A 23,028-nucleotide genomic window follows, 5' to 3' on the forward strand; every position below is an offset into this window, starting at 1 on the left:
CCCTTGTTTATAGAGTGAATATTTTAAATTATAATGGTTTTTCTAAGGTTTTCTAAAGAATATTTCATTTTTCTTTAAAATTCTTTTGTTTATGGGTTGAAATAAGCCACATACATTATGTATAATAAATAAAGAATTTAAGAAGGTCTAGAAGGGTGCGTTGTATATGATAAAAAGCATGACTGGATTTGGAAGAGGTACATCAGAGAGCGAAGCATCTAGTTTTATTGTGGAAATAAAGACAGTAAATCACAGATACTTTGAGCTTAATGCTAGAATGCCAAGAACTTTAATATCTTTAGAAGATGGTATAAGAAAATATGTAAATGACAAGATTAAAAGGGGAAAGGTAGATATATTTATTACTCAAAATCAAGGAGCTAACGAGGATATGTCTGTAGTGGTAAATGAGAGTTTAGCTGAAAATTATGTGGAGGTATTACATAATTTAAGGGATAAGTATGATTTAAGGGATGATATTTCTGCTACAACCTTAGCACGGTTTCCAGAAGTTCTAAAATTAGAACAAAAGGAAGAAGATTTAGAAAAAACATGGAAGATATTATTACCAGCAGTAGAAGAGGCAGTACACAATCTTGTGTCCATGAGGCAACAAGAAGGTGAAAAACTTTTGATAGATATTACAAAGAGATGTGAATGTATTTCAAGTAATGTTGATATAATTAATAGAAGGGTGCCAGAAGTTACAGAAGAGTATAGAGCAAGACTTCTAAAGAAAGTAGAAGAAATTTTAGCAGAAAAAAGTATTGATGAAAATCGCATTGCTATGGAAGTAGTTCTTCAAGCTGATAAATCCTGTGTTGATGAAGAAATTGTTAGACTTAAAAGCCATGTTGCGCAAGTCATCAAAACTTTTAAACTAGGAGAGCCAATAGGTAGAAAGCTAGACTTCATTGTTCAAGAAATGAACAGAGAAGCAAATACAATTGCGTCTAAAGTTAACGATTTGGAATTAACTAATATAGCACTTGATATAAAAAGTGATATAGAAAAGATTAGAGAACAGGTTCAAAACATAGAATAAATTTAGGAGGTAGGGCATGGGTATAAAACTTATAAATATTGGATTTGGAAATATTGTTTCAGCAAATAGATTAGTAGCTATTGTTAGTCCAGAATCAGCGCCTATAAAAAGAATAATTCAAGAAGCTAGAGATAGGGGTATGCTAATAGATGCTACCTATGGTAGAAGAACTAGAGCAGTTATAATAACTGATAGTGACCATGTAATACTATCTGCTGTTCAGCCTGAAACAGTAGCACATAGATTGTCATCTAAAGGTGATGATGCTATAGATGAGGTAGAGGATTAATATGGGAAGTAAAGGACAATTATTAGTTATATCTGGACCATCAGGAGCAGGCAAAGGGACTGTATGTAAGGCGCTAATTGAAAAAAGTCCAATATGGATTTCTACATCTTGCACTACGCGTAAGCCAAGAGAAGGTGAAGTAGAAGGAGTAAATTATTTCTTTATAGAGAGAGATGAGTTTTTAAATAGGATTGATAAAGAAGATTTTCTGGAATATGCAGAGGTTTATGGTAACTTTTATGGGACACCTAAATCTGAGGTTTTAAAGATGCTAGAAGAAGGTAAGGATGTAATATTAGAAATAGATATACAAGGTGCATTAAAAATTAAATCTTCATATCCTAAAGGAATATTTATTTTTATTATGCCTCCATCTATGGAAGAACTTAGAAATAGAATAACAAATAGAGGAAGCGAAACTCCAGAGTCATTAAAGACTAGAATGGAATGTGCTTATGATGAAATAAGCTTTGCATCTAAATATGACTATGCTGTTGTAAATGATAAGGTTGAAGATGCAGTTAAAAAAATTGAAAGTATAATAGTCGCTGAAAAATGTAGAGTATTTAAAATTAAAGATGAGCTATTAGGGAGGTTCTAAAAGATATGAGTAATTCAAAGAGCAATTCAATGATTAATCCATCTATTGTGGAATTATTAGAAAAAGTGGATAACAGATATTCATTAGTAGTATCTACTTCAAGAAGAGCAAGAAAAATAATTGACGGTGAAGAGCCAAAAGTACAAGGCGTAGGTGCAAAGCCATTAACTATTGCTATTAATGAAGTTAAACAAGGGATTATAGAAATTAGAGAGGCAGATGATAAGTTTACTAAGGTTCAAGAATTTGAACTAGTAAATGAAGAAGCGGAAGAAGGCTCAAATTTAGATGAGTAAGAAAAATGTAGTTATTGGAGTAACAGGTGGAGTTGCAGTCTATAAGGCTCTAGATGTTATAAGCAGATTGAAAAAGAAAGATATAAATGTGGACGTTATTATGACAAAGTCAGCTTGTGAGTTTGTTACTCCATTAAGTTTTCAATCATTAAGTCAAAATGCAGTAATAAAGAATATGTTTGATGAACCTAAGGTTTTTGAAATTCAGCATATATCTTTAGCTAAAAAAGCGGATGTACTAGTAGTAGTTCCAGCTACAGCAAACATTATAGGTAAAGTAGCAAATGGCATTGCTGATGATATGTTATCAACTACTATTATGGCTACTAATGCAAAGGTAATCTTTGCACCAGCCATGAATACTAATATGTATAACAATCCCATAGTTAAAGAAAATATTAAAAAATTGAAAAGTTATGGGTATGAGTTTATAAATCCTAGTAGTGGGCGATTAGCTTGCGGAGATGTAGGAGATGGAAAACTTGCTGATACAGAAGAAATTGCAGAAGTGATTTTATCACATCTTCATGAACCAAAGGACTTAGTAGGTAAAAAAGTGCTAGTTACAGCAGGACCTACTAGAGCTAATATAGATCCAGTAAGGTTTTTAACTAATAGATCTACTGGTAAGATGGGATATGCAATTGCTGAAGAGGCTAGAGACAGGGGAGCAGAAGTGGTTCTTGTTAGTGGTCCTACCAGTATAAAAGCACCATTAGGAGTTAAAATCATAAAAGTAGAAACCAATGAAGAGATGTTAAATGCAGTTAAAGCAGAATTTGATACCAGTGATATTGTGGTTAAATCTGCAGCAGTAAGCGATTATAAACCTAAGACTTATTCAGATAAGAAGATAAAAAAGGGACCAGGTAATTTAAATATAGAACTAGAAAGAGATAACGATATTCTAAAGGAACTAGGAACCCTGAAAAAACACCAAATCTTAGTTGGATTTGCAGCTGAGAGTAACGATGTAATAGAAAATGCTCACATAAAGCTAAAAAAGAAAAATCTTGATTATATTGTAGCTAATAATATAACTGAAAGTAATGCAGGCTTTGGAAGTGATACTAATAGGGTTACTGTTATAAATAGAGATGGGAAAGAAATATCTCTTGATAATATGAGTAAAAGATTAGTTGGACATGAGCTTTTTAATATGATTTTAAACAATAAATAAAAAGAGCGACTAAGTCGCTTTTTTTATTATTTATTTATATAATATATCTAATGGGTTTAAAAAAGAAAATATGGTTAATAGTTAATTTAGAATGGAGGTAGACACCTCTAGAAGGGGGACTAAAAGTGTATTTAGGAATTATAGTAAATAATGAAGCTGTAAAAGTAGATAAAATATTTACATATAAGGTGCCTGAAAGCTTATATGGTAAAGTAAAAAAAGGCAGAATGGTTACAGTTCCCTTTGGAAATGGAAATAAGAAAATATATGGATTTATAGTTGATATATTTTATGATATAGATGATAATACTAAATTGAAAGAAATTGTTGATATAGATGACAGTATGGAATTTCTTACGGAGGATAATATACGTCTTATAGAAATAATGAGAAGGAAGTATTTATGTACTTATTTAGAATGTATAAAAGTTATGATTCCCAGTGGAATAACTAAAGGAACAACCTTTAAAACTAAAAATAGTGTAATTATTGGTAGACCATTAACAGAAAAATATAGTAAAGAAGAATATATAAATATTGTGAGTTTTATAGGAGAACATAATGGAATTTATAATAAGACAGAACTTACTGGTGAGTTTAAATTTTCTTTGTCTAGGATTAATACATTAATTAAGAATGGATTCTTAGATGTTAAAAAGACTATAGTTAATAGGTATAATGAAAATATATATAAAAAATATGAGGAAAAAATATTAAATTCAATTCAACAAAGATGTGTTGATACTATATTAGCCAAGGGGAGTAGTAATAAATTTCTTATTCATGGTATAACTGGTAGTGGGAAAACTGAGATATATATGAACCTAGTAAAAGAGATGATTAAAAAAAATAAAGATTCTATAATATTAATTCCGGAAATTGCTTTAACTCCTCAAATGGTTGAAAGGTTTAAAGGAAGGTTTGGAAGAGACATTGCTATATTTCATAGTAGGTTATCTATAGGTGAGAGATTTGATGAATGGATGAGAGTAAAAACGGGAAATGTTAAAGTAGCCATAGGTGCTAGATCTGCAATTTTTCTTCCTTTTTCTAACTTAGGTCTTATTGTTATAGATGAGGAACATGAAACTAGCTATAAATCAGATAGTGACCCCAAATATCATGCAAGAGATATAGCTAGTTTAAAAGCTGAAATTGAAGGATGTAAAGTGGTGTTAGGATCTGCTACACCCTCCATTGAGACTTATTATAAGGCTACGGAAGGTGAATATGATATAATTACTTTAAATCACAGAGCCGATGGAGCTAATCTTCCAACTATAGAGATAGTGGATATGAGAGAAGAGCTAAAAGAAGGAAATAAGTCTATGTTTAGTAGAAGACTTTATGAAGAAATGACAGCATGTTTAGAAAAAAAAGAGCAAGCCATAATGTTTCTAAATAGAAGAGGATATTCTACTTTTGTATCTTGCAGAGAGTGTGGTTACGTATTTAAGTGTGATAATTGTGATATTTCGCTTACCTATCATAATGATAACAATTTAACTTGTCACTATTGTGGAGCAAAGCAAAGAGCATTAAAAACTTGTCCAAAATGTAAAAGTAAATATGTGAAATATTTTGGAGTAGGCACAGAGCAATTAGAACATAGTGTTAGAAAGACCTTTTTAGATAGTAAACCTCTTAGAATGGATTTTGATACTACAAGGGGAAAAGATTCTTATGAAAAAATATATAAAGACTTTTCTGCAAAAAGGTACAATGTGTTAATAGGTACTCAAATGATTGCTAAGGGCTTGGATTTTAAAGAAGTAACCCTAGTTGGAATAATTGCTGCAGATTTATCTTTAAATCTACCGGACTATAGAGCTGCAGAAAAGACCTTTCAATTAGTTACTCAAGTAGCTGGGAGAGCAGGTAGAGGTAATAAGGCTGGAAAAGTAATACTTCAGACTTATAATCCAGATAATTATAGTATAGTTTATGCTGCTGCAAATGATTATAAAAGTTTTTATGAAGAAGAAATAATTATTAGAAAGCTAAGGGATTATCCACCTTTTTCTAAGATTTTGTGTATAAATTTAAGCAGTGAAAATGAGGAACATTTAATAAAAAGTATACAAAGTTTAGCAGATAAAGTAAGGATAAAAAACTATAGAAGTGATAAAATTGAGTTATTAGGACCATGTCCTTGTGGGGTTTCTAAAATAAAAAGTTTGTATAGATGGCAAATTATAATTAAAGGTGATTTTGATGATAATTATGCTATGGATATAAAAAATTTAGTCTATGAACAGATTAATTATAAAAATATAAGAATTGGTATTGATATAAATCCAAATAATTTACTGTAAGGGAGAATGATTATGGCATTAAGAAATATAAGAATTAATGAAGACCCAATATTAAGGAAGATTAGTAAGGTAGTTAAAAATATTGATGAAAGAACACAAATATTAATTGATGATATGCTAGATACTATGTATGAATCTAATGGAGTAGGTCTTGCAGCACCACAAGTAGGTATTTTAAAGCGAGTGGTGGTTATAGATATTGGTGATGGACCAATAATACTTATTAATCCAGAGATTGTTGAGGCTAAAGGTGAAGTTAAGGATGTAGAAGGATGTCTAAGTGTACCAGGTAAACAAGGAAATGTTATAAGACCCCAATATGTAAAAGTTAAAGCTGAAGACAGAGATGGAAATTCTATTGAAATTCAGGGGGAGGATCTTCTAGCAAGGGCTCTTTGTCATGAAATAGATCATTTAAATGGAATATTATATACTGATAAGACAGTGAAATAGGAGGTATGAAGATGAATATAGTATTTATGGGTACACCAGATTTTGCAGTACCATCCTTAGAAGCAATTATTGAAAAATATGGAGTTAAGGCAGTACTTACTCAGCCAGATAGACCTAAAGGAAGAGGGAAATCTGTGGCAATGTCACCAGTAAAACAGGTAGCACTTAACCATAATATAAAGGTCTATCAACCAGAAAAATTAAAAAATGAAAAAAGTTTAATAGAAGAATTAAAAAATATGAATTTAGATTTCATAATAGTTGTAGCCTTTGGTCAAATTCTATCTAAGGAAGTCTTAGATATACCTAAATATGGATGTATAAACCTTCATGGTTCACTACTTCCTAAATATAGAGGTGCAGCACCAATTCATTATGCTATTATGAAGGGAGAAAAGGAAAGTGGAAATACCACCATGCTAATGGATATAGGTTTAGATACAGGAGATATGTTGTTAAAGAACAAAGTAGAGATTACAGAAAATATGACTACTGCAGAGCTCCATGATAAACTTATGAACAGTGGAGCTGAGCTTTTAATTGAAACTATAGAAGGTCTTTATAATGACAGGATAACTCCAATAAAGCAAGGAGAAAGTAAAAGTTGTTATGCCAGTATGCTGAATAAAGAGATGGCAAAGATTAATTGGAATCAAAGTTCTAAAGACATACATAATTTTGTAAGAGGACTTTACTCTTTTCCAATAGCTTATACTTATTATAAAGATGAGCCTATGAAGGTAATTGAAACTAGACTTACTAACGAGAAGTCTTCTAAAACTCCAGGGACTATTTTAAAAGTTGATAAAGAAGGAATGTTAGTTTCAACTGAAGATAATAATATATTAATAACTAAGGTTCAATTTCCTAATAAAAAGTCTTTAAGAGTAGAAGAATATATAAAAGGAAATTCTATTGAAGAAAACATATTATTAAAAAGTTCAAAAGAAGAGTAAAAATTAATTAAATAAAATAAGGAGATATATATATGGGATATTATTATGGAAGTTTTTTTGACAGAACGATGATTATTCTTATACCAGCTCTTATCATTTCAATATGGGCGCAGATGAAAATAAAAAGTAGTTATGCAAAGTATTCACAAGTATATAGTAGAAATGGATATACTGGAAGTCAAGTAGCTAGAATGATATTAGATGCCTACGGACTTTTTGATATTCCAGTATTAGTTACAGGGGGTCACCTTACAGATCACTATGACCCTAGTAAAAAGGTGGTAAAACTATCAACAGATGTATACAACGGTACATCACTGGCAGCTATAGGTGTAGCTGCCCATGAGATAGGTCATGCTATTCAACATAAAGAAGGATATGCACCAATTAAAATAAGAACAGCTTTAGTGCCAATTGCTAATATAGGCTCCCAAGCTTCATGGATATTATTCTTTATTGGAATTGTAATGTCTTTTACTCCATTAGTTAACTTTGGTATTATATTATTCTCAGCAGCAGTTCTTTTTCAGATAGTTACACTGCCTGTAGAGTTTAATGCATCCAGTAGAGCTGTAGCCATATTAAGTGCAAGGAATATACTTTATGAAGATGAAGTAAAGGGAGCTAAAAATGTTTTGACTGCAGCAGCATTAACCTATGTAGCAGCAGCAGTTACAGCTATTGCACAGCTTTTAAGACTCATTGCTATAAGAAATAGAAATGATTAGTAGGAAAATGGATAAACACTAGAAATCGTAGATAGGATGATATGAATGATAGGTGCTAGAGAAGTAGCAATAAATACAGTAATACAAGTCTTTGAAAATAAGGCTTATTCTAATATTGTTTTAAACAACAACCTTAGTCAATGTAATCTTGGAGATAAAGATAAAGCATTAGCTACAGAACTTGTTTATGGTACTATAAAATATAGGTATGCAATTGATAAAATACTTAAGACTTTTTTAGAAAAAAAATTTGACAAAACAGATAAATATATTTTAAATTTATTAAGGGTTTGTATATATCAACTTAGATATTTAGATAAAATACCCGAGTTTGCAGCAGTAAATGAGGGCGTTAATTTAGCTAAGACTAATGTGTCTGTGGGAGCTTCCAAATTAGTAAATGGTGTATTAAGAAGTTATTTAAGAAATAAGAATAAAGATTATTATAATAAAGAAAACATTAATGAAAGATTAGCATTTTCATATTCTTTTCCTCAATGGATGGTAAAATTATTTATTGAGCAATATGGAGAGGTAGTTGGAGAAAAGATACTAGATGGGCTTAATAAAAGACCTGCTGTTACAGTTAGAGTAAACTCCACAAAGGGAGATTTTGAACAGGTTTTTCATGAGTTAGAAAAAAATGCATACAACGTAGAAGAGGGGTCTATATGTCCTGAAGCCATAAGAATCGTAAGAGGAAAGAGTGTAGAGGAAAACCCACTGTTTAAGAAAGGTGCTATCACAGTTCAAGATGAAAGTGCTATGCTAGTAGCACCTAGTATGGATTTAAAAGAGCATATGACTATATTAGATTTATGTAGTGCTCCAGGAGGAAAAACTACTCATATAGCTGAAATAATGGATAATACAGGTATAGTTAAGGCTTTTGATATTTATGATCATAAGCTAGAACTTATAAGAAGTAATAGTGAAAGATTAGGACTAACAAACATTGAATTAGATATATTAGATGCTACTAAAGAATGCAAAGATTTAATTGAGGTGGGAGATAGAGTGCTTATAGATGTACCTTGCTCTGGCCTAGGAATAATAAGAAAAAAACCAGAAATTAAATATACAAAAAAAGAGAAAGAATTAAAATCTTTAATAACAGTTCAACGTGAAATAATGAAGAATGCAGCTAAATATGTGAAACCAGATGGAATAATTTTATATTCAACTTGTACTATAAATAAAACAGAAAATCAAGGGAATATAAACTGGTTTTTAAGTAATTTTAAAGATTTTAGTGTAGAGCCTTTAAACTTTGGACAGGTGGAAAATCTAGTCTATGACGAAAAGGGTTCTGTAACAGTGTTGCCTAATGAATATATGGATGGATTTTTTATATCAAAAATTCGTAGAAATAAATAGGAGTAGAAATGAAAAATATATTAGATTTAGATATAGAAGAACTTAAATCATGGATGAAAGAAAATGGTGAAAAAGAATTTAGAGCTAAACAAGTATTCTCTTGGATTTATAATGAAGTTTGGGACTTCAAAGAGATGACTAACATATCTAAAGATACTTTGAAAAAATTAGAAAAAAATTTTTTTATAGGAATACCTAGAATAGTAGAAACATATAGTTCTAAAAATAGTGATACTCGCAAGCATTTATTTCTTTTACATGATGGTAATATAGTTGAAGGAGTAGTTATGCAGTATAATCATGGAAATTCTATATGCATATCAACTCAGGTAGGATGTAATATGGGTTGTAAGTTTTGTGCTTCAACCATTGGAGGAGCTGTTAGAAGTTTAAGTAGTGGAGAAATGTTAGGTCAGATTATGGTTTCACAAAAACAACTTGGGGAGAGAATATCAAATATTGTACTTATGGGAAGTGGAGAACCATTAGATAACTATGACAATGTTGTAAAATTTATTAGGGATGTAAATTCTCAGTATGGACTTAATATAGGACAACGTCATATAACTCTTTCTACATGTGGAATTGTGCCTAAGATAAAGAGCTTAGCAAATTTAGATTTACAGATAACACTAGCAATTTCATTACATGCTCCTAATGATGGGTTGCGTGTGAAAACTATGCCTATTGCTAAGGTGTATTCTATAGCTGAGCTTATTGATAGCTGTAAATATTATATTGATAAAACAGGACGAAGAATTACCTTTGAATATGCATTAGTAAAGGGGGTAAACGACTCTAAAGAGCAAGCTGAGCAATTAGTAAAATTAATAAGAGGTATGTTATGTCATGTAAATTTAATTCCAATAAATGAAATAGATGAAAATGATTTAAAAAAATCAAATGAAGAGCAAGTTAAGTGCTTTAGAGATATTTTAATGAAACATGGGATTGAAACTACTGTTAGAAAAGAAATGGGTTTAGACATAAATGCTGCTTGTGGTCAGCTGAGAAAAAGTTATATAGAGAAAAGGGAGTTGTAGTTTTTAATGGGGAGATTGTTAGGAATAGAAACGGATGTTGGAAATAAAAGAACTTTTAATGAAGATTCCGTTGGTTACTATGAGGAAGAAGATTTCGGTATTTTTGTAATAGCCGATGGTATGGGAGGGCATAATGCTGGTGAAGTTGCTAGTAAGATTGCTATAGATACCATTATTGAATATGTAATTAATCATAAAAAGGATAGGTCAGAAGAGGAAATTTTAAATGAGGCAATCCTAAGTGCTAATAGAAAAATATATAGAGAAAGCTTGTTAAACGAAAGTTGTAATGGAATGGGAACTACTCTTGTGGGAGCTTTTGTGAGAGGAAATAACTTAACTATGGTAAACATAGGAGATAGTAGAGGATATATTTTAAAGGATGGACAGCTTGTTAAGGTTACAAAAGATCATTCATTGGTACAAGAACTATTAGATAATGGAACAATAACTAATGAGGAAGCTAAGAATCATCCTAATAAAAATGTTATAACAAGAGCTTTAGGAACTAATCCAGTGGTGACGGCAGATTACTACAGTTTAGATATAAGAGGGGTTTCCAAAATTCTTCTTTGTAGTGATGGACTTACTAATGAAGTAAGTGAGGAGGATATTTTTAGAGTTTTACAAGGTTATAATGGCAATCAATGTATGGAACTAATAAACATGAGTAAGAAAAATGGTGGAAGAGATAATATTTCTATCATCATTTTTAAAGGAGAGTGGGAGTGCAGATGATAGGAACTATGTTAGGAAATAGATATGAACTCATAGAAAAGATTGGCGAAGGGGGTATGGCAGTAGTATATAAGGCTAAATGTAGAATTTTAAATAGATTTGTAGCAATAAAAATACTAAAGCCAGAGTACTCTAATAATAGTGAATTTATGGAGAAATTTAGAAGAGAAGCTTTAGCTACAGCAACCTTTTCCCATAGCAATATAGTTAATATTTATGATGTGGGTTCAGAAGGAAATATTAATTATATTGTAATGGAATTAGTGAATGGAAAAACTTTAAAAGAATACATAAGAGAAAATGCACCTCTTTCCATGGACTCAACTTTAAAGATTTCAATACAAATTGCTAAAGCTTTAGAATGTGCTCATAAAAATAAAATTATCCATAGAGATATAAAACCTCACAATATATTAATAAATGAAGAAGGTGTAATTAAGGTTACAGATTTTGGAATAGCCAAAGCTACTTCATCTGATACAATAACTCATACTAATAAAGTTATTGGTTCTGCACATTACTTCTCTCCTGAGCAAGCCAAAGGAAAGATAGTTGATAATAGAACAGATATCTATTCTTTTGGAATTGTGATATATGAAATGCTAACAGGAAGAGTTCCCTTTGATGGAGAAAGTGCTGTAGCAGTTGCACTTAAACATATACAAGATACTATTGTGCCTCCTAAGGTTTTAGTTCCTGAAGTACCAGATAGTCTAAATAATTTGGTAATTAAGGCTACCCAGAAGGAAGTTATAAAAAGATATAATAATGTAACAGATATGTTAATAGATTTAATGAGAATAGAGAATAATAATAAGTATATAGTAACACCATCCAATATGGATAATGATTATACTACAGTAATGGATGCAACTCAAATTCAAAATACTATGTATGCTAGCAATCTTGGAAAGAAATTAACCAATAAGGATATGGATGATGAGGAAGAAGAGGAAGAAGACGAGGATTATGAAGATTATGATGGCGAAAAGAGAAAAACTAGCACCTGGAAAAAGGTATTAATAGTTGGAGGGGCTCTTTTATTAACTATTCTTTTAGGTGTATTTGTAGGTACTAGTATATATAACAAAGGTAACAGCAATGTTAAAAAAGACGAATTAAAGGTTCCAAAGATAATTGGTCTTACATCAGATGAAGCTAAAGATGCTGTAGAAAAATTAGAATTAACTTATGTAGTCTTAGGAGAGGAAGCTAGTGATAAGCCAGCTGGAACTATAATTGCAGTATTTCCATCGGAAGGTACTGCAGTAAAAAAAGAAAGTGAAGTTAGAGTAAGGATTAGTACAGGACCAGGAGAGATTGAGGTACCAGATGTTGTGAAACTGGGTAAAAGTGTTGCTCAAGACCATATAGTTACTCAAGGACTTAAGGTGGGAAAGATAACAGAAGACTATTCTGAAGAAATAGAAGAAGGTGCAGTAATAAGTACCAATCCAGTAGCAAAGACTAAGGTTAAAAAAGGTGATACAGTAGATATAGTTATAAGCAAAGGTTCTAGGATAAAGAAGACACAAGTACCAGACCTCATTGGATTAACACTAAAAGAAGCAGAGCAAGTATTAGCCGTAGTAAATCTAAAACTTGGATCTACTACTGCAGTAATAACTGATGATATAAGTAGGGATGGAAAGATATTTAACCAAAGTGAACCTGCCATGACTTCAGTACAAGAAAATGAAAAGATAAGTGTTAATTATTATCAATATAAGGATCCAGATGAAGGTAAGGTTGAAGTTCCTAATTTTATTGGAAGAACCATTGAAGATGCACAAGCAACAGCTAACTCACTTGGATTTAGAATAACTGTTACTGGAGATAGAAAAGGTCTTATAATAAGTCAAGATGTACCTGAAGGTAATAAGTTAGATAAAGGAAGTACTATAAATCTTATAGCTCAAATAAAAGCCCCTAATTTAGGCGGCGATGATGACGAAGATGAAGAACCTTAACCAATGAAGTTAATAATCCTTAGGTAAGTTTTAAACTTGCCTAAGGATTAGTTAAAATTTAGGAGGAATATATGCAAGGTTTAATAGTTAAAGGAATTGGTGGATTATACTATGTAGATGTTGAAGAAGAAGTTATAGAGTGTAAGGCCAGAGGAAAATTTAGGCATAAGGGTGAAACTCCTATGATTGGTGATGAGGTAATCATAGAAGAAGAAAATGGGAAGGGTGTTATAACGGAAATATTAAAGAGAAAAAATCAACTTATAAGACCTGCCGTTGCTAATGTAACTCAAGCTTTTGTAGTAGTTACTAGTAAGAATCCAGATTTGAATTTAAGCTTATTATATAAATTTCTAGTTTTATGTGAGTATAATCATGTAGTACCTATTATTTGCTTTAATAAAATGGACATTGAAAGTGATTATAGCAAGGAAATAGGTAATATGTTAAATGAAGCTGGATATGAAATAATGTATGTACAAGGAAAACATGGTGTTGGCATAGAACAGTTAAAGGAAAAGATAAAGGGTAATATTACTGTATTTTGTGGGCCTTCTGGAGTTGGTAAATCTACTATATTGAATAAAGTTTTAGGTAGAGATGCTATGAAAACTGGTGATATTAGTGATAAACTAAAAAGAGGAAAACATACAACTAGGCATAGTGAACTTATAAGGATAGAAGATGGATTTTTAGTTGACACACCAGGATTTTCTTCCTTGGAATTAGATTTCATAGATAAAGAAGAACTACAACATCTATTTCCAGAATTTGAAGAATTTAAAGATGGATGTAAGTTTAATAATTGTGTTCATTATAAAGAACCAGGTTGTATAGTAAAACAAAAGGTAGAATCTGGACAAATAAATAAAAGTAGATATGAATTCTACATAAAAACATTAGAAGAAATTATTAGTAGGGGGAATAGAAAATGATAAAATTATCACCATCTATATTATCAGCAGACTTTTCAAGGTTAGGAGAGCAGGTTAAAGAAATAGAAAAACATGGAGCGGATTGGGTTCATATAGATGTTATGGACGGGATGTTTGTACCTAACATATCCTTTGGAGTACCTGTTATAAAATCCATAAGAAATCTTACAACCTTAGTTTTCGATGTACATTTAATGATTGAAGATCCAGCTAGATACGTAAAGGATTTTGTAGATGCAGGAGCTGATATGATAACAGTTCATTATGAAGCAGATAGACATATAGACAGAACTATAAAATATATTAAAAGCTTAGGAGTTAAAGCTGGAGTAGCATTAAATCCTGGTACTCCTGTTTCTATGATAGAAAACTTAATTCCAGATTTAGATATGGTACTTATCATGTCAGTTAATCCGGGATTTGGAGGTCAAAAATATATAGAGTATTCAGTAGATAAAATATCACAGGTTAAAGAGTTAAAGGATAAATATAATAAAGAATTATATATACAAGTAGATGGTGGCATAGATGCAACCAATGTTAGTAAAGTTGTAAAATGTGGAGCTAATTCTATAGTAGCTGGTTCAGCAGTATTTAAAAATAATGAAATAGAAAAAAATATAAGTAATATAAAAAGTGGGTTTTAGTATGCAAGCAGTTATAGTTGGAGGAGGAGATCCTCCAAGTAAAAAGATTTTAGATAAATATATAAATGAAAAGTCTATAATTATAGCAGCTGATGGAGGCGCTAACGTTCTTTTAAATCATAAAATACATCCAAATTATTTGTTAGGGGATTTTGACTCTATTGATGAAAAAACGTATATAGAAATAAGTAATAGCTCTAAAACCATTAGATTTCCAAAAGAGAAGGATTATACAGATAGTCATATAGCTTTTAATAAGGCAGTGGAGTTAGGAGCTACAGAAATAATTTTTTTAGGATGTACGGGGAAGAGAATTGATCATTTCTATGCAAATTTATGTATTCTCAATGAAGGTTTAAAAAAATCAATAGATTGTCGTATAATAGATGAGTATAATGAAATCTATCTTATAGATAAACCTACAAATATCTTTGGGAAAAAAGGGGATATATTTTCTCTATTTAGTTATTTAGAAGATACCCATGATTTAACTATAGAGGGAGTCAAATATAAATTAAAGAATTTTGAACTAGCACAAGGAAACAATCTCACTGTATCTAATGAGTTTGAGGAGGAAAAAGTTAGCATAACTTTTTCTAAAGGATGTCTTATAGTAGTGAGAATTCATAAAATATAAATTTAAAATATAGAATTACAGTCATTATTACAATTGATGATTGTAATTTTTTTATTTATGTACCACTTTTTACGTCAATACATATAATGATACTAAAAAGGCTTATGGGGGAAGTAAGTATGAGGAGTAGGACAACTAAAAGGTTGGGACTTATTGTTAGTTCTGTAGGAGCAGGGATAGTATTAGCTATGCTAATTCCATTTTGGGGGTGGATGGTAGCCATAGGTTGTGCCATTATATGTGCTGGATGGTTTATAATGAATAAGTTTTGCTAACAATTGGTTAAGGAGGTTAAAGGGTGACTATAAGAGTAATTAAACTACCTAAGTTTTTATCTAAAATAGTTAAAATTTTTGTAAGAAAAAAACATAGTTATTAATTTTGCACATAAAAAAATGCAACTATAAAGGTAGTTGCATTTTTTTTACCAATTAAACGGCACGTTGAACCTTACCAGAACGTAAGCATCTAGTACAAACGTGTACTGTCTTAGGTGAACCGTTAACTATAGCTTTAACTTTTTTTAAGTTTGGAGCCCATTTTCTTTTTGATTGACGGTGAGAGTGAGAGAATTGTACTCCTGAAACTACACCTTTATCGCATATTTCACATCTTCTTGACATATATTACACCTCCTCAAAATTTCAACATACTGCTATAAATCAAACACAAGTTATTTTAACATAATTACTATGATTGTTGCAAGTATTAAGAAAAATAAACACATACCATTATATTATACATATTGTTATAATAAAATTCAATGATATATATAATTATATTAGTTGAATTAAATCTTAAGTTAATATAAAATGTTTATAAGGTATAATTAAGGAGGAATTGATTATGAAAGCTAATATAACAACTGAAATAGGAAATATATACTATTCTGAAGATGTAATAGCTAATATAGCAGGTGTATCAACCATGGAATGCTATGGAGTTGTTGGCATGGCTTTAAAGAATGCTAAGGATGGTTTATGGGAATTATTAAAAGCTGAAAACCTAGCAAAAGGAGTTAAAATAACTCAAAAAGAGAATGCTATAGCTATAGAACTATATATAATTGTTGAATATGGAACTAAAATTGCAGTAATCGCTAATAATATAATACAAACAGTTAGATACAATTTAGAAAATCTTACAGGTGTTAAGGTTTCTCAAGTTACTGTTAATATTCAAGGCATTAGAGTTTAAGGGGGAACATAAAGTGGCATATACACAGATTAATGGACGTGATTTTTCAAATATGATAAAAAGTGCTTCAAATGCATTAGAGAAGCAGAAAGAATATGTAAACTCCTTGAATGTATTCCCAGTACCTGATGGAGATACAGGAACAAATATGTCTTTAACCTTTAAGGCTGCAGCTAGAGAAATAGAAGGTTTAGAGAATAAGGGTATAGGAGAAGTATCTAAGAGGTTAGCTAAGGGTGCTTTAATGGGAGCTAGAGGAAACTCTGGAGTTATTCTTTCTCAGATTTTAAGAGGTATGGCAAAGGGACTTGAAAATGCAGAGGAGGCAACTATAGAGGAAGTTAAGAATTCTTTTGTAGAAGGCTCAAATTTTGCTTATAAAGCAGTTATGAGACCAACAGAAGGAACGATTTTAACTATAATTAGAGCGGCAGGAGAAGCTGCTATCTGCAGTGAAGCTGAAAACATAGTTGAATTATTTGAAGAAGTATGTGAAGAAAGTAAAAAGATGCTTGATAAGACTCCAGAAATGTTACCACAGTTAAAACAAGCTAAGGTAGTAGATGCTGGTGGAATGGGATTATTAATAATATTAAGAGGTATGTTAGAAGTTCTAAAAAATAAAAGTGAAGTTTCTTTAATTAATGATTTAGAAGGTGAGTCAGAAAATAATTATGATATTCCAGAGCTAAACATGGCTCCGGAAGATATTAAATTTGGATACTGCACAGAGTTTATCATACTTAATGAAGTAAAAGATATACCAAAATTTAAAGATTTCCTTGAATCTCAAGGTGATTCATTAGTTCTTGTAGGATTAGAGGATATAACTAAGGTTCATGTTCATACTAATGATCCAGGAGCAGTTTTATCTAAAGCAGTAACCTTTGGAGATCTTTCAAAAATTAAAATTGAAAATATGAGAGAACAACACAGATCTTTATTAGGAATAGATGAAAGTAGCAATGATGCAGTAGTGGAAGAAATAAAAGAAGATCCTAAAGCTTATGGATTTGTAACTGTAGCTAGAGGTAACGGGATTTCTTCAATATTTAAAGATCTTGGCGTAGATCAGGTTATTGAAGGTGGTCAGACTATGAATCCTAGTACAGAGGATATAGTTAATAGTATCAATAAAATTAATGCTGAGGTAGTATTTGTTCTTCCAAATAATAAAAATATAATAATGGCAGCTACACAAGCTGTAGATTTAATAGAAGATAAAAAGGTTATAGTAATTCCTACAAAAACTATCCCTCAAGGAATTACAGCTATAACTATGTTTAATCCAGATGGCTCTTCAGAAGAAAATGAAGCAGCTATGAATGAAACTATAGAAACTGTTACTTCTGGTTCTGTAACCTATGCGGTTAAGGATACCGAAGACAATGGTAGACATATTAAAGAGGGAGATATTCTAGGATTATTAGAAGGAAAAATAAATGAAATAGGTCAGGATGTATATGCTGTATGTAAAAAGCTTATAGAAAACATGGTAAATGAAGATAGCGAGCTTATTACTATATTCTATGGTGAAGACTGTGAAGAGAATAAGGTTAACCAGTTAATATCAGAATTAGAAGAAGCATATCCAGAGATGGATGTTCAATGTTTTAATGGTGAGCAACCATTATACTATTTTATTACATCAGTAGAATAAAAGCCTTAGGGCTTTTTTTCTATGTTAGCCATATGGAGTTGATAAGGTGAATATTTATAGTAGTGTTACAGCCATTAAAGGTGTAGGGCCTAAAATGGCTGAGAAATTGAGTAAATGTGGAATATATAGTATTTTAGATTTATTGTTATACTTTCCAAGGGATTATGAGAGTATCTTTATTGTTGAAGATTTAGATGAAGTGGATTCTAAGGGAAAGATAATATTGGAAGTTGGAGTGGAGAGAATTTTACCTGACATAAGGACAAAAACAGGCAAAATACTTACAACCATTAGATTTATTCATAAAGGCAGATTAGTTAAGGGAATATGGTTTAATCAGCCCTATGTGAAAAGTAGTTTTAGAATTGGCAGTAGATATGTTATAAGTGGCATTATAGAGAAACAAGGTAGAGATTTTATAATTAAAAATGGAACCATAATGAGGAATACTACTACAGAGAGTACAGATATTATGGCAAGATATCCCTTAAGAGATGATATTTCTAATACTTTTTTAAATAAAATTGTTACAGAAACTTTAAACACAGTAAAAATACAAGAAAATTTACCAAAGTCAATTTTGGATGAACATGATTTTATGTCTTTGGATAGTGCTATAAGAAATATACATAATCCTAAAAGTTTAAAGTTATTAGAAGAGGCAAGAAAAAGATTAAAGTTTCAAGAGTTATTTACATACTCTTTAAAGCTTATGGCCTTAAAAAATAGAAGTATTAATTCTAAGGGAATCTCCTTTTCTATATCAAAGGATCTGAAAGCTTTAAAGGATAAGTTGCCTTTTCAGTTAACAGATGCACAAACTAGAACTGTTAGAGAAATATTAAGAGATCAAAAGAAACCTAGTCCTATGAATAGATTAGTTCAAGGAGATGTAGGTAGTGGTAAGACTATAGTTGCTTTTATTGCCCTTTTTAATGTTATTATGAATGGGTATCAAGGTGCCATGATGGCGCCTACAGAAATATTGGCAAAACAGCATTACTACGAGGCAGAAAAAGTCTTTAAGGATTTTAATATTACCATAGAGTTACTAACAGGTAGTACCACAGAAAAAAATAAAAACCTTATAAAAGAAAAGTTATTAAAAGGTGAGATAGACTTAATAATAGGTACTCATGCTTTAATAGAAGATAATGTCCAGTTTAAAAACTTAGGACTTATAATAACTGATGAACAGCATAGATTTGGTGTTGGTCAAAGAACTAGATTTGGAAATAAGCGTGAAGATATTGATGTACTTGTAATGAGTGCTACACCTATTCCAAGGACTTTATGTTTATATCTTTATGGAGATTTAGAAGTATCGATAATTGATACTTTACCACCAGGGCGAAAACCCATAGATACCTATTACTTATCGACTCAGGAAAAGGGGAGAATATATAACTTTGCTTTAGAGGAGATAAAAAAAGGAAGACAGATTTATGTAGTTTGTCCATTGGTTGAAGAAAATGAAGATATGAAATTAAGTTCTGTAACAGCATTATATGAAGAACTAAAAAAAACTTACTTTAAAAGTATGGAAATCGCCATTCTTCATGGTAAAATGAGTAATAAAGACAAAAATTTAATTATGAATGAATTTAAAGAAGGAAATATTAAGGTGTTAATATCCACTACGGTTATTGAAGTAGGTGTAAATGTACCTAATGCAACGGTTATGATTATAGAAAATGCAGAGCGGTTTGGTTTATCTCAATTGCATCAGTTAAGGGGAAGAGTTGGAAGAGGATCTCATAAATCTTATTGTGTTCTTGTAGCTAATATAAAAAGTGAAACAACTAAAAAGAGAATGGACATAATGAAAAATAGCAATGATGGTTTTTATATAGCGGAACAAGATTTAAAATTAAGAGGAAGTGGAGAAATGTTTGGACTTAGACAATCTGGTGAAAATGGATTAATTCTTAGTGATTTATCAGAGGATTTTCAACTATTTAAAATAGCAAATCAGGAAGCTAAAAAATTTATTAATAACAAGGATGAAGAAAACAAAAGAATACTTAAAGAAATAATGATTAACTTAGAGAAAAGCACTAGTTATATTTGCTTTAACTAAGGTCAAAGGAGATAAAAATGAGAGTAATTGCAGGAAAAGCTAAAGGAAGAAAGTTACTATCACCAGAGGGGATGGGCACTAGACCTACTCTAGATAGAGTTAAAGAATCAATTTTCAGCATAATACAAAATAAAGTAAGAGGCAGTATAGTTTTAGATCAGTTTTCTGGTACAGGAAGCCTAGGTCTAGAGGCTGCAAGTAGAGGAGCTAAAGAGTGTCATTTAATAGACATGGGAGATGTAACTTATAAATATTTAAAAGAAAATATTAAAAATTTAAAGTTTGAAGATTTCTGTACATCTTATAAGGGTGATTCATACAAATACTTAGAGGAGTTTGGGAGAATAGGCAAGGTATTTGATTTAATATTTATAGACCCACCTTATGCAAAAGATATGATTCCACCAGCTCTAGAACTTATAAAAAAACATAATTTACTACAAAGAGATGGCTTAATTGTAACGAAAATAGATTCAGGTGAAGAAATTTGTGAAGGTTATGAAGACATCGTTTTAATAGACCAAAGAAAATACGGAAACACCACTGTATGTTTCTATGAATTTAAGGAGTAAAAAATGATTAAAGCAGTTTATCCAGGCAGTTTTGACCCAATAACAAATGGTCACTTAGATATTATAAAAAGATGTTCATACGTATTTGATCAGGTTACAGTAGCTGTATTACTAAATCCTAACAAAAGTGGCTGGTTTAGCATTGAAGAAAGAATTGATCAAATTGAGAGAGTGGTTAAAGCTTTACCAAATGTAAAAGTAAAAAGTTTTACAGGTCTTTTAGTGGATTTTATGGAAGCAGAAGACAGCGATGTAATGGTTAAGGGACTTAGATCTATGTCAGATTTTGATTATGAGTTTCAAATGGCACTAATGAATAAAAAGCTTGATAAAACAAAAGAAACTATGTTTATGATGACCAACTCTAAGTACTCTTATCTTAGCTCATCAGCTATAAAGCAAGTGGCTTTGTTTAAGGGACACTTGGATGGATTAATTCCAAAAGAGTTAGAAAATGAAATTAGAGAGAGAGCTAAAAGTTTTGAGGGGGAATTATAGTGAAGGTATTAGAACTATTAGATTATCTACAACAAACTATTGACATGTCACCAAAGAATTTAGTAGGTAAAGTATCTATTAATAAAAAAGAAGTCTTAAGAACTCTTAATGAAATGAGAAAATTGCTACCAGATGAGTTTGAAGAAGCTAAAAATTTAATGAATCGTAAAGAAATAATTTTAGACGAAGCAAGAAGTGAAGCAGAACGTATTATTCAGGATAGTAGAAAAAGAGCACAACAAGAATATGAAAACTGTGATGTGTTAGTAGCTGCTAAAAAAGAAGCAGAAGAAATATTAGAAAGTGCTAATGAGGAAGCTAAAAAAATTAAAGGTGAAGCTAATAAGCAAGCTAAGGATTTAAAATTTGGAGTTATGAATTATGCAGACAGCACTTTAAGTAATTTACAAAAGGATATAGACATTATAGGAGAAGAGTCTTTAAAAGTTATACAAAATGAAATGGAAGAAATGCTTGTAAAATTATATAAAGAAATTTCTTCCACTACATCTAAGGTAAGAGAAAATATTAAAGAATTAGGAAATGACTAAAAACAATCTCGTAACTTTTTAAATATTACAGGAATAGAAAATATAAATATTAGTAGGACCAAAAACCCTGGTTTAGATGATAGCATAGTATTGTTTATGAAAAAAGTTTCCTGATTAACTAGAGAAAATGGTAGCTTTAAAAATAACAATGTTATCAAGGTGCATATTATTCCCTGAACAACTTTTAGAAGTATATATTTTTTCATTGATACCTTATATTTGTAAACAAAGGAGTATACTTGGAAGGTTATAGATAACCCACTAAAACCTATTAAAAAGCTGCATATAAGAATTTTAATATTTAGGGTTAAGGGGCTTGTAGCTACAATGTTACATCCATTTGTAATTTCTATAAATCCAAGGAAGATTCCATCAAGTAGATTGTAATTAATAATACCAGAACTACATAAAGAAATAAGGGCAGTGTGATATATTCCACTGCTTTTTATTATGTTTATAATTACAGAGAAAATAACTACAAAGCTACCTATTGATAAGCAGGTTTTGGTAGCATCTTCAAGGGCATTTTTCATGGCTACCCCGAAGTTAAGGCTTTCTTTTATCTGTGTGGCAGCAACAGAAGAATTGCTATATATAGTATATTTATTAGTCTTTTTAGTAGGTAATATTAACCCCATAACAATACAAGATAAAGCATTAGAAATAAGAAGGATATAACCTAAAAATGCACTATGGAGCATTGCAGTACCAACAGTACCTATAATAAACAGAGGGCTTCCATTGGTGGCTATATTTAAAAGTCTTTCAAAAGTTGGTTTATCAATAACCTTCCTTTCATAGAGTTCACAAGCATATCTGGACCCAAGAGGATATCCACAAAACAAACTAGCTAAAATAACTACACTACACTCCTTTGGTAGTCTTAAAGGGGTACATAGTAATTTACCTAAAAACTTTGAATAAATTTCTATACCCCCAAAAGAAAAAATTAAGTTAACTATGACCAAGAAGGGGAATAGTGATGGAAATACCGAGTAAAAAAACAGTTTAGCTCCATTTATAGTAAAGGCTATGCAATCTTTAGGATTTAGTATGATATAAATAATTAAGAGAGAAAATATTGTTGTAAGCAGAAGGTTTTTTGATGATTTTCTAAATAATAAATATATTAAAAATATAATAAGCGCAATTACAATAAAAAATAATGCCTTCATTTAAATAATCCTTTTAAATTGATATACTTAAATATATTTTTTATCTTGGGAATATATGATAACAAAATATAGGTAAAATAAAATC

25 protein-coding genes are annotated in these 23,028 nt (G+C 30.7%); 23 read left to right on the forward strand and 2 right to left on the reverse strand.

Going from position 1 to position 23,028, the window contains the following annotated elements; all coding sequences use genetic code 11:
- Positions 1 to 166: 166 nt before the first annotated feature.
- From ACTNBA_RS00900 to ACTNBA_RS00980, 17 genes are all read left to right on the forward strand, one after another.
- Positions 167 to 1,045: a YicC/YloC family endoribonuclease gene (locus ACTNBA_RS00900; protein WP_035132701.1), complete on the forward strand. Its 879-nt coding sequence runs from the start codon at positions 167 to 169 to the stop codon at positions 1,043 to 1,045.
- A 16-nt stretch (positions 1,046 to 1,061) separates the two neighbouring features.
- Positions 1,062 to 1,334: an extracellular matrix/biofilm regulator RemA gene (gene remA / locus ACTNBA_RS00905; protein WP_035132703.1), complete on the forward strand. Its 273-nt coding sequence runs from the start codon at positions 1,062 to 1,064 to the stop codon at positions 1,332 to 1,334.
- Position 1,335: 1 nt separating this feature from the next.
- Positions 1,336 to 1,935 carry a guanylate kinase gene (gene gmk, locus ACTNBA_RS00910; RefSeq protein WP_035132704.1) on the forward strand — a complete coding sequence of 200 codons (600 nt, stop codon included), beginning with the start codon at positions 1,336 to 1,338 and terminating at the stop codon, positions 1,933 to 1,935.
- A gap of 5 nt (positions 1,936 to 1,940) precedes the next feature.
- A complete protein-coding gene (rpoZ, locus tag ACTNBA_RS00915; protein ID WP_441071830.1) occupies positions 1,941 to 2,231 on the forward strand; it encodes a DNA-directed RNA polymerase subunit omega in 291 nt (96 codons plus the stop codon).
- Positions 2,224 to 3,411 carry a bifunctional phosphopantothenoylcysteine decarboxylase/phosphopantothenate--cysteine ligase CoaBC gene (gene coaBC, locus ACTNBA_RS00920; protein WP_441071832.1) on the forward strand — a complete coding sequence of 396 codons (1,188 nt, stop codon included), beginning with the start codon at positions 2,224 to 2,226 and terminating at the stop codon, positions 3,409 to 3,411. The genes rpoZ and coaBC overlap by 8 nt, the downstream gene beginning before the upstream one ends.
- A 125-nt stretch (positions 3,412 to 3,536) precedes the next feature.
- On the forward strand, positions 3,537 to 5,726 hold the full coding sequence (gene priA, locus ACTNBA_RS00925) for a primosomal protein N' (protein WP_441071834.1): 2,190 nt from the start codon (positions 3,537 to 3,539) through the stop codon (positions 5,724 to 5,726).
- A gap of 12 nt (positions 5,727 to 5,738) precedes the next feature.
- Positions 5,739 to 6,179 (forward strand): peptide deformylase, encoded by a 441-nt coding sequence (gene def, locus ACTNBA_RS00930; RefSeq protein WP_441071836.1) that lies wholly within the window; start codon positions 5,739 to 5,741, stop codon positions 6,177 to 6,179.
- A gap of 11 nt (positions 6,180 to 6,190) precedes the next feature.
- Positions 6,191 to 7,135, forward strand: coding sequence for a methionyl-tRNA formyltransferase (gene fmt, locus ACTNBA_RS00935; RefSeq protein WP_441071838.1), 945 nt, complete (start codon positions 6,191 to 6,193; stop codon positions 7,133 to 7,135).
- Between the two features lie 32 nt (positions 7,136 to 7,167).
- On the forward strand, positions 7,168 to 7,863 hold the full coding sequence (locus ACTNBA_RS00940) for a zinc metallopeptidase (protein WP_035132709.1): 696 nt from the start codon (positions 7,168 to 7,170) through the stop codon (positions 7,861 to 7,863).
- 45 nt (positions 7,864 to 7,908) lie between these two features.
- Positions 7,909 to 9,240, forward strand: coding sequence for a 16S rRNA (cytosine(967)-C(5))-methyltransferase RsmB (rsmB, locus tag ACTNBA_RS00945; RefSeq protein WP_441071840.1), 1,332 nt, complete (start codon positions 7,909 to 7,911; stop codon positions 9,238 to 9,240).
- An 8-nt stretch (positions 9,241 to 9,248) separates the two neighbouring features.
- Positions 9,249 to 10,283: a dual-specificity RNA methyltransferase RlmN gene (gene rlmN, locus ACTNBA_RS00950; RefSeq protein ID WP_441071842.1), complete on the forward strand. Its 1,035-nt coding sequence runs from the start codon at positions 9,249 to 9,251 to the stop codon at positions 10,281 to 10,283.
- 6 nt (positions 10,284 to 10,289) lie between these two features.
- The gene (locus tag ACTNBA_RS00955) at positions 10,290 to 11,021 is read left to right on the forward strand and encodes a Stp1/IreP family PP2C-type Ser/Thr phosphatase (RefSeq protein ID WP_207656761.1); all 732 of its coding nucleotides are present in this window, start codon (positions 10,290 to 10,292) and stop codon (positions 11,019 to 11,021) included.
- Positions 11,006 to 12,991, forward strand: coding sequence for a Stk1 family PASTA domain-containing Ser/Thr kinase (pknB, locus tag ACTNBA_RS00960; protein WP_441071844.1), 1,986 nt, complete (start codon positions 11,006 to 11,008; stop codon positions 12,989 to 12,991). The genes ACTNBA_RS00955 and pknB overlap by 16 nt, the downstream gene beginning before the upstream one ends.
- A 71-nt stretch (positions 12,992 to 13,062) precedes the next feature.
- Complete coding sequence (rsgA, locus tag ACTNBA_RS00965; RefSeq protein WP_441071846.1) at positions 13,063 to 13,926, forward strand: ribosome small subunit-dependent GTPase A; 864 nt, start codon at positions 13,063 to 13,065, stop codon at positions 13,924 to 13,926.
- The gene (rpe, locus tag ACTNBA_RS00970) at positions 13,923 to 14,573 is read left to right on the forward strand and encodes a ribulose-phosphate 3-epimerase (RefSeq protein ID WP_035132714.1); all 651 of its coding nucleotides are present in this window, start codon (positions 13,923 to 13,925) and stop codon (positions 14,571 to 14,573) included. The genes rsgA and rpe overlap by 4 nt, the downstream gene beginning before the upstream one ends.
- A 1-nt stretch (position 14,574) precedes the next feature.
- The gene (locus tag ACTNBA_RS00975; RefSeq protein ID WP_441071848.1) at positions 14,575 to 15,210 is read left to right on the forward strand and encodes a thiamine diphosphokinase; all 636 of its coding nucleotides are present in this window, start codon (positions 14,575 to 14,577) and stop codon (positions 15,208 to 15,210) included.
- A 119-nt stretch (positions 15,211 to 15,329) separates the two neighbouring features.
- Positions 15,330 to 15,485 carry a hypothetical protein gene (locus tag ACTNBA_RS00980; RefSeq protein ID WP_198028577.1) on the forward strand — a complete coding sequence of 52 codons (156 nt, stop codon included), beginning with the start codon at positions 15,330 to 15,332 and terminating at the stop codon, positions 15,483 to 15,485.
- 156 nt (positions 15,486 to 15,641) lie between these two features.
- Here the strand turns inward: ACTNBA_RS00980 and rpmB are convergent, their stop codons facing one another.
- The gene (gene rpmB / locus ACTNBA_RS00985; RefSeq protein ID WP_035132719.1) at positions 15,642 to 15,833 is read right to left on the reverse strand and encodes a 50S ribosomal protein L28; all 192 of its coding nucleotides are present in this window, start codon (positions 15,831 to 15,833) and stop codon (positions 15,642 to 15,644) included.
- A gap of 223 nt (positions 15,834 to 16,056) precedes the next feature.
- On the opposite strand from rpmB, the gene ACTNBA_RS00990 reads away from it, so the two are divergent.
- From ACTNBA_RS00990 to ACTNBA_RS01015, 6 genes are read left to right on the forward strand one after another with little or no spacing between them, the layout of a single operon-like run.
- Positions 16,057 to 16,407, forward strand: coding sequence for an Asp23/Gls24 family envelope stress response protein (locus tag ACTNBA_RS00990; protein WP_147519512.1), 351 nt, complete (start codon positions 16,057 to 16,059; stop codon positions 16,405 to 16,407).
- Between the two features lie 13 nt (positions 16,408 to 16,420).
- A complete protein-coding gene (locus ACTNBA_RS00995; protein ID WP_035132723.1) occupies positions 16,421 to 18,067 on the forward strand; it encodes a DAK2 domain-containing protein in 1,647 nt (548 codons plus the stop codon).
- A 46-nt stretch (positions 18,068 to 18,113) separates the two neighbouring features.
- The gene (recG, locus tag ACTNBA_RS01000) at positions 18,114 to 20,147 is read left to right on the forward strand and encodes an ATP-dependent DNA helicase RecG (RefSeq protein WP_441071852.1); all 2,034 of its coding nucleotides are present in this window, start codon (positions 18,114 to 18,116) and stop codon (positions 20,145 to 20,147) included.
- A gap of 17 nt (positions 20,148 to 20,164) precedes the next feature.
- On the forward strand, positions 20,165 to 20,719 hold the full coding sequence (gene rsmD, locus ACTNBA_RS01005; protein ID WP_035132725.1) for a 16S rRNA (guanine(966)-N(2))-methyltransferase RsmD: 555 nt from the start codon (positions 20,165 to 20,167) through the stop codon (positions 20,717 to 20,719).
- Between the two features lie 3 nt (positions 20,720 to 20,722).
- Positions 20,723 to 21,217, forward strand: coding sequence for a pantetheine-phosphate adenylyltransferase (coaD, locus tag ACTNBA_RS01010; protein WP_035132727.1), 495 nt, complete (start codon positions 20,723 to 20,725; stop codon positions 21,215 to 21,217).
- Positions 21,217 to 21,768: a F0F1 ATP synthase subunit B gene (locus ACTNBA_RS01015; protein WP_035132729.1), complete on the forward strand. Its 552-nt coding sequence runs from the start codon at positions 21,217 to 21,219 to the stop codon at positions 21,766 to 21,768. Before coaD ends, ACTNBA_RS01015 begins: the two co-directional genes overlap by 1 nt.
- Here the strand turns inward: ACTNBA_RS01015 and spoVV are convergent.
- A complete protein-coding gene (gene spoVV / locus ACTNBA_RS01020) occupies positions 21,765 to 22,943 on the reverse strand; it encodes a dipicolinic acid transporter SpoVV (protein ID WP_441071855.1) in 1,179 nt (392 codons plus the stop codon). The two genes, ACTNBA_RS01015 and spoVV, sit on opposite strands and share 4 nt — an antisense overlap.
- Between the last annotated feature and the right edge of the window lie 85 nt (positions 22,944 to 23,028).

Origin of the sequence: Clostridium sulfidigenes, assembly GCF_052067195.1 — a bacterium.
Taxonomy (GTDB): Bacteria; Bacillota; Clostridia; order Clostridiales; family Clostridiaceae; genus Clostridium_J; species Clostridium_J sulfidigenes.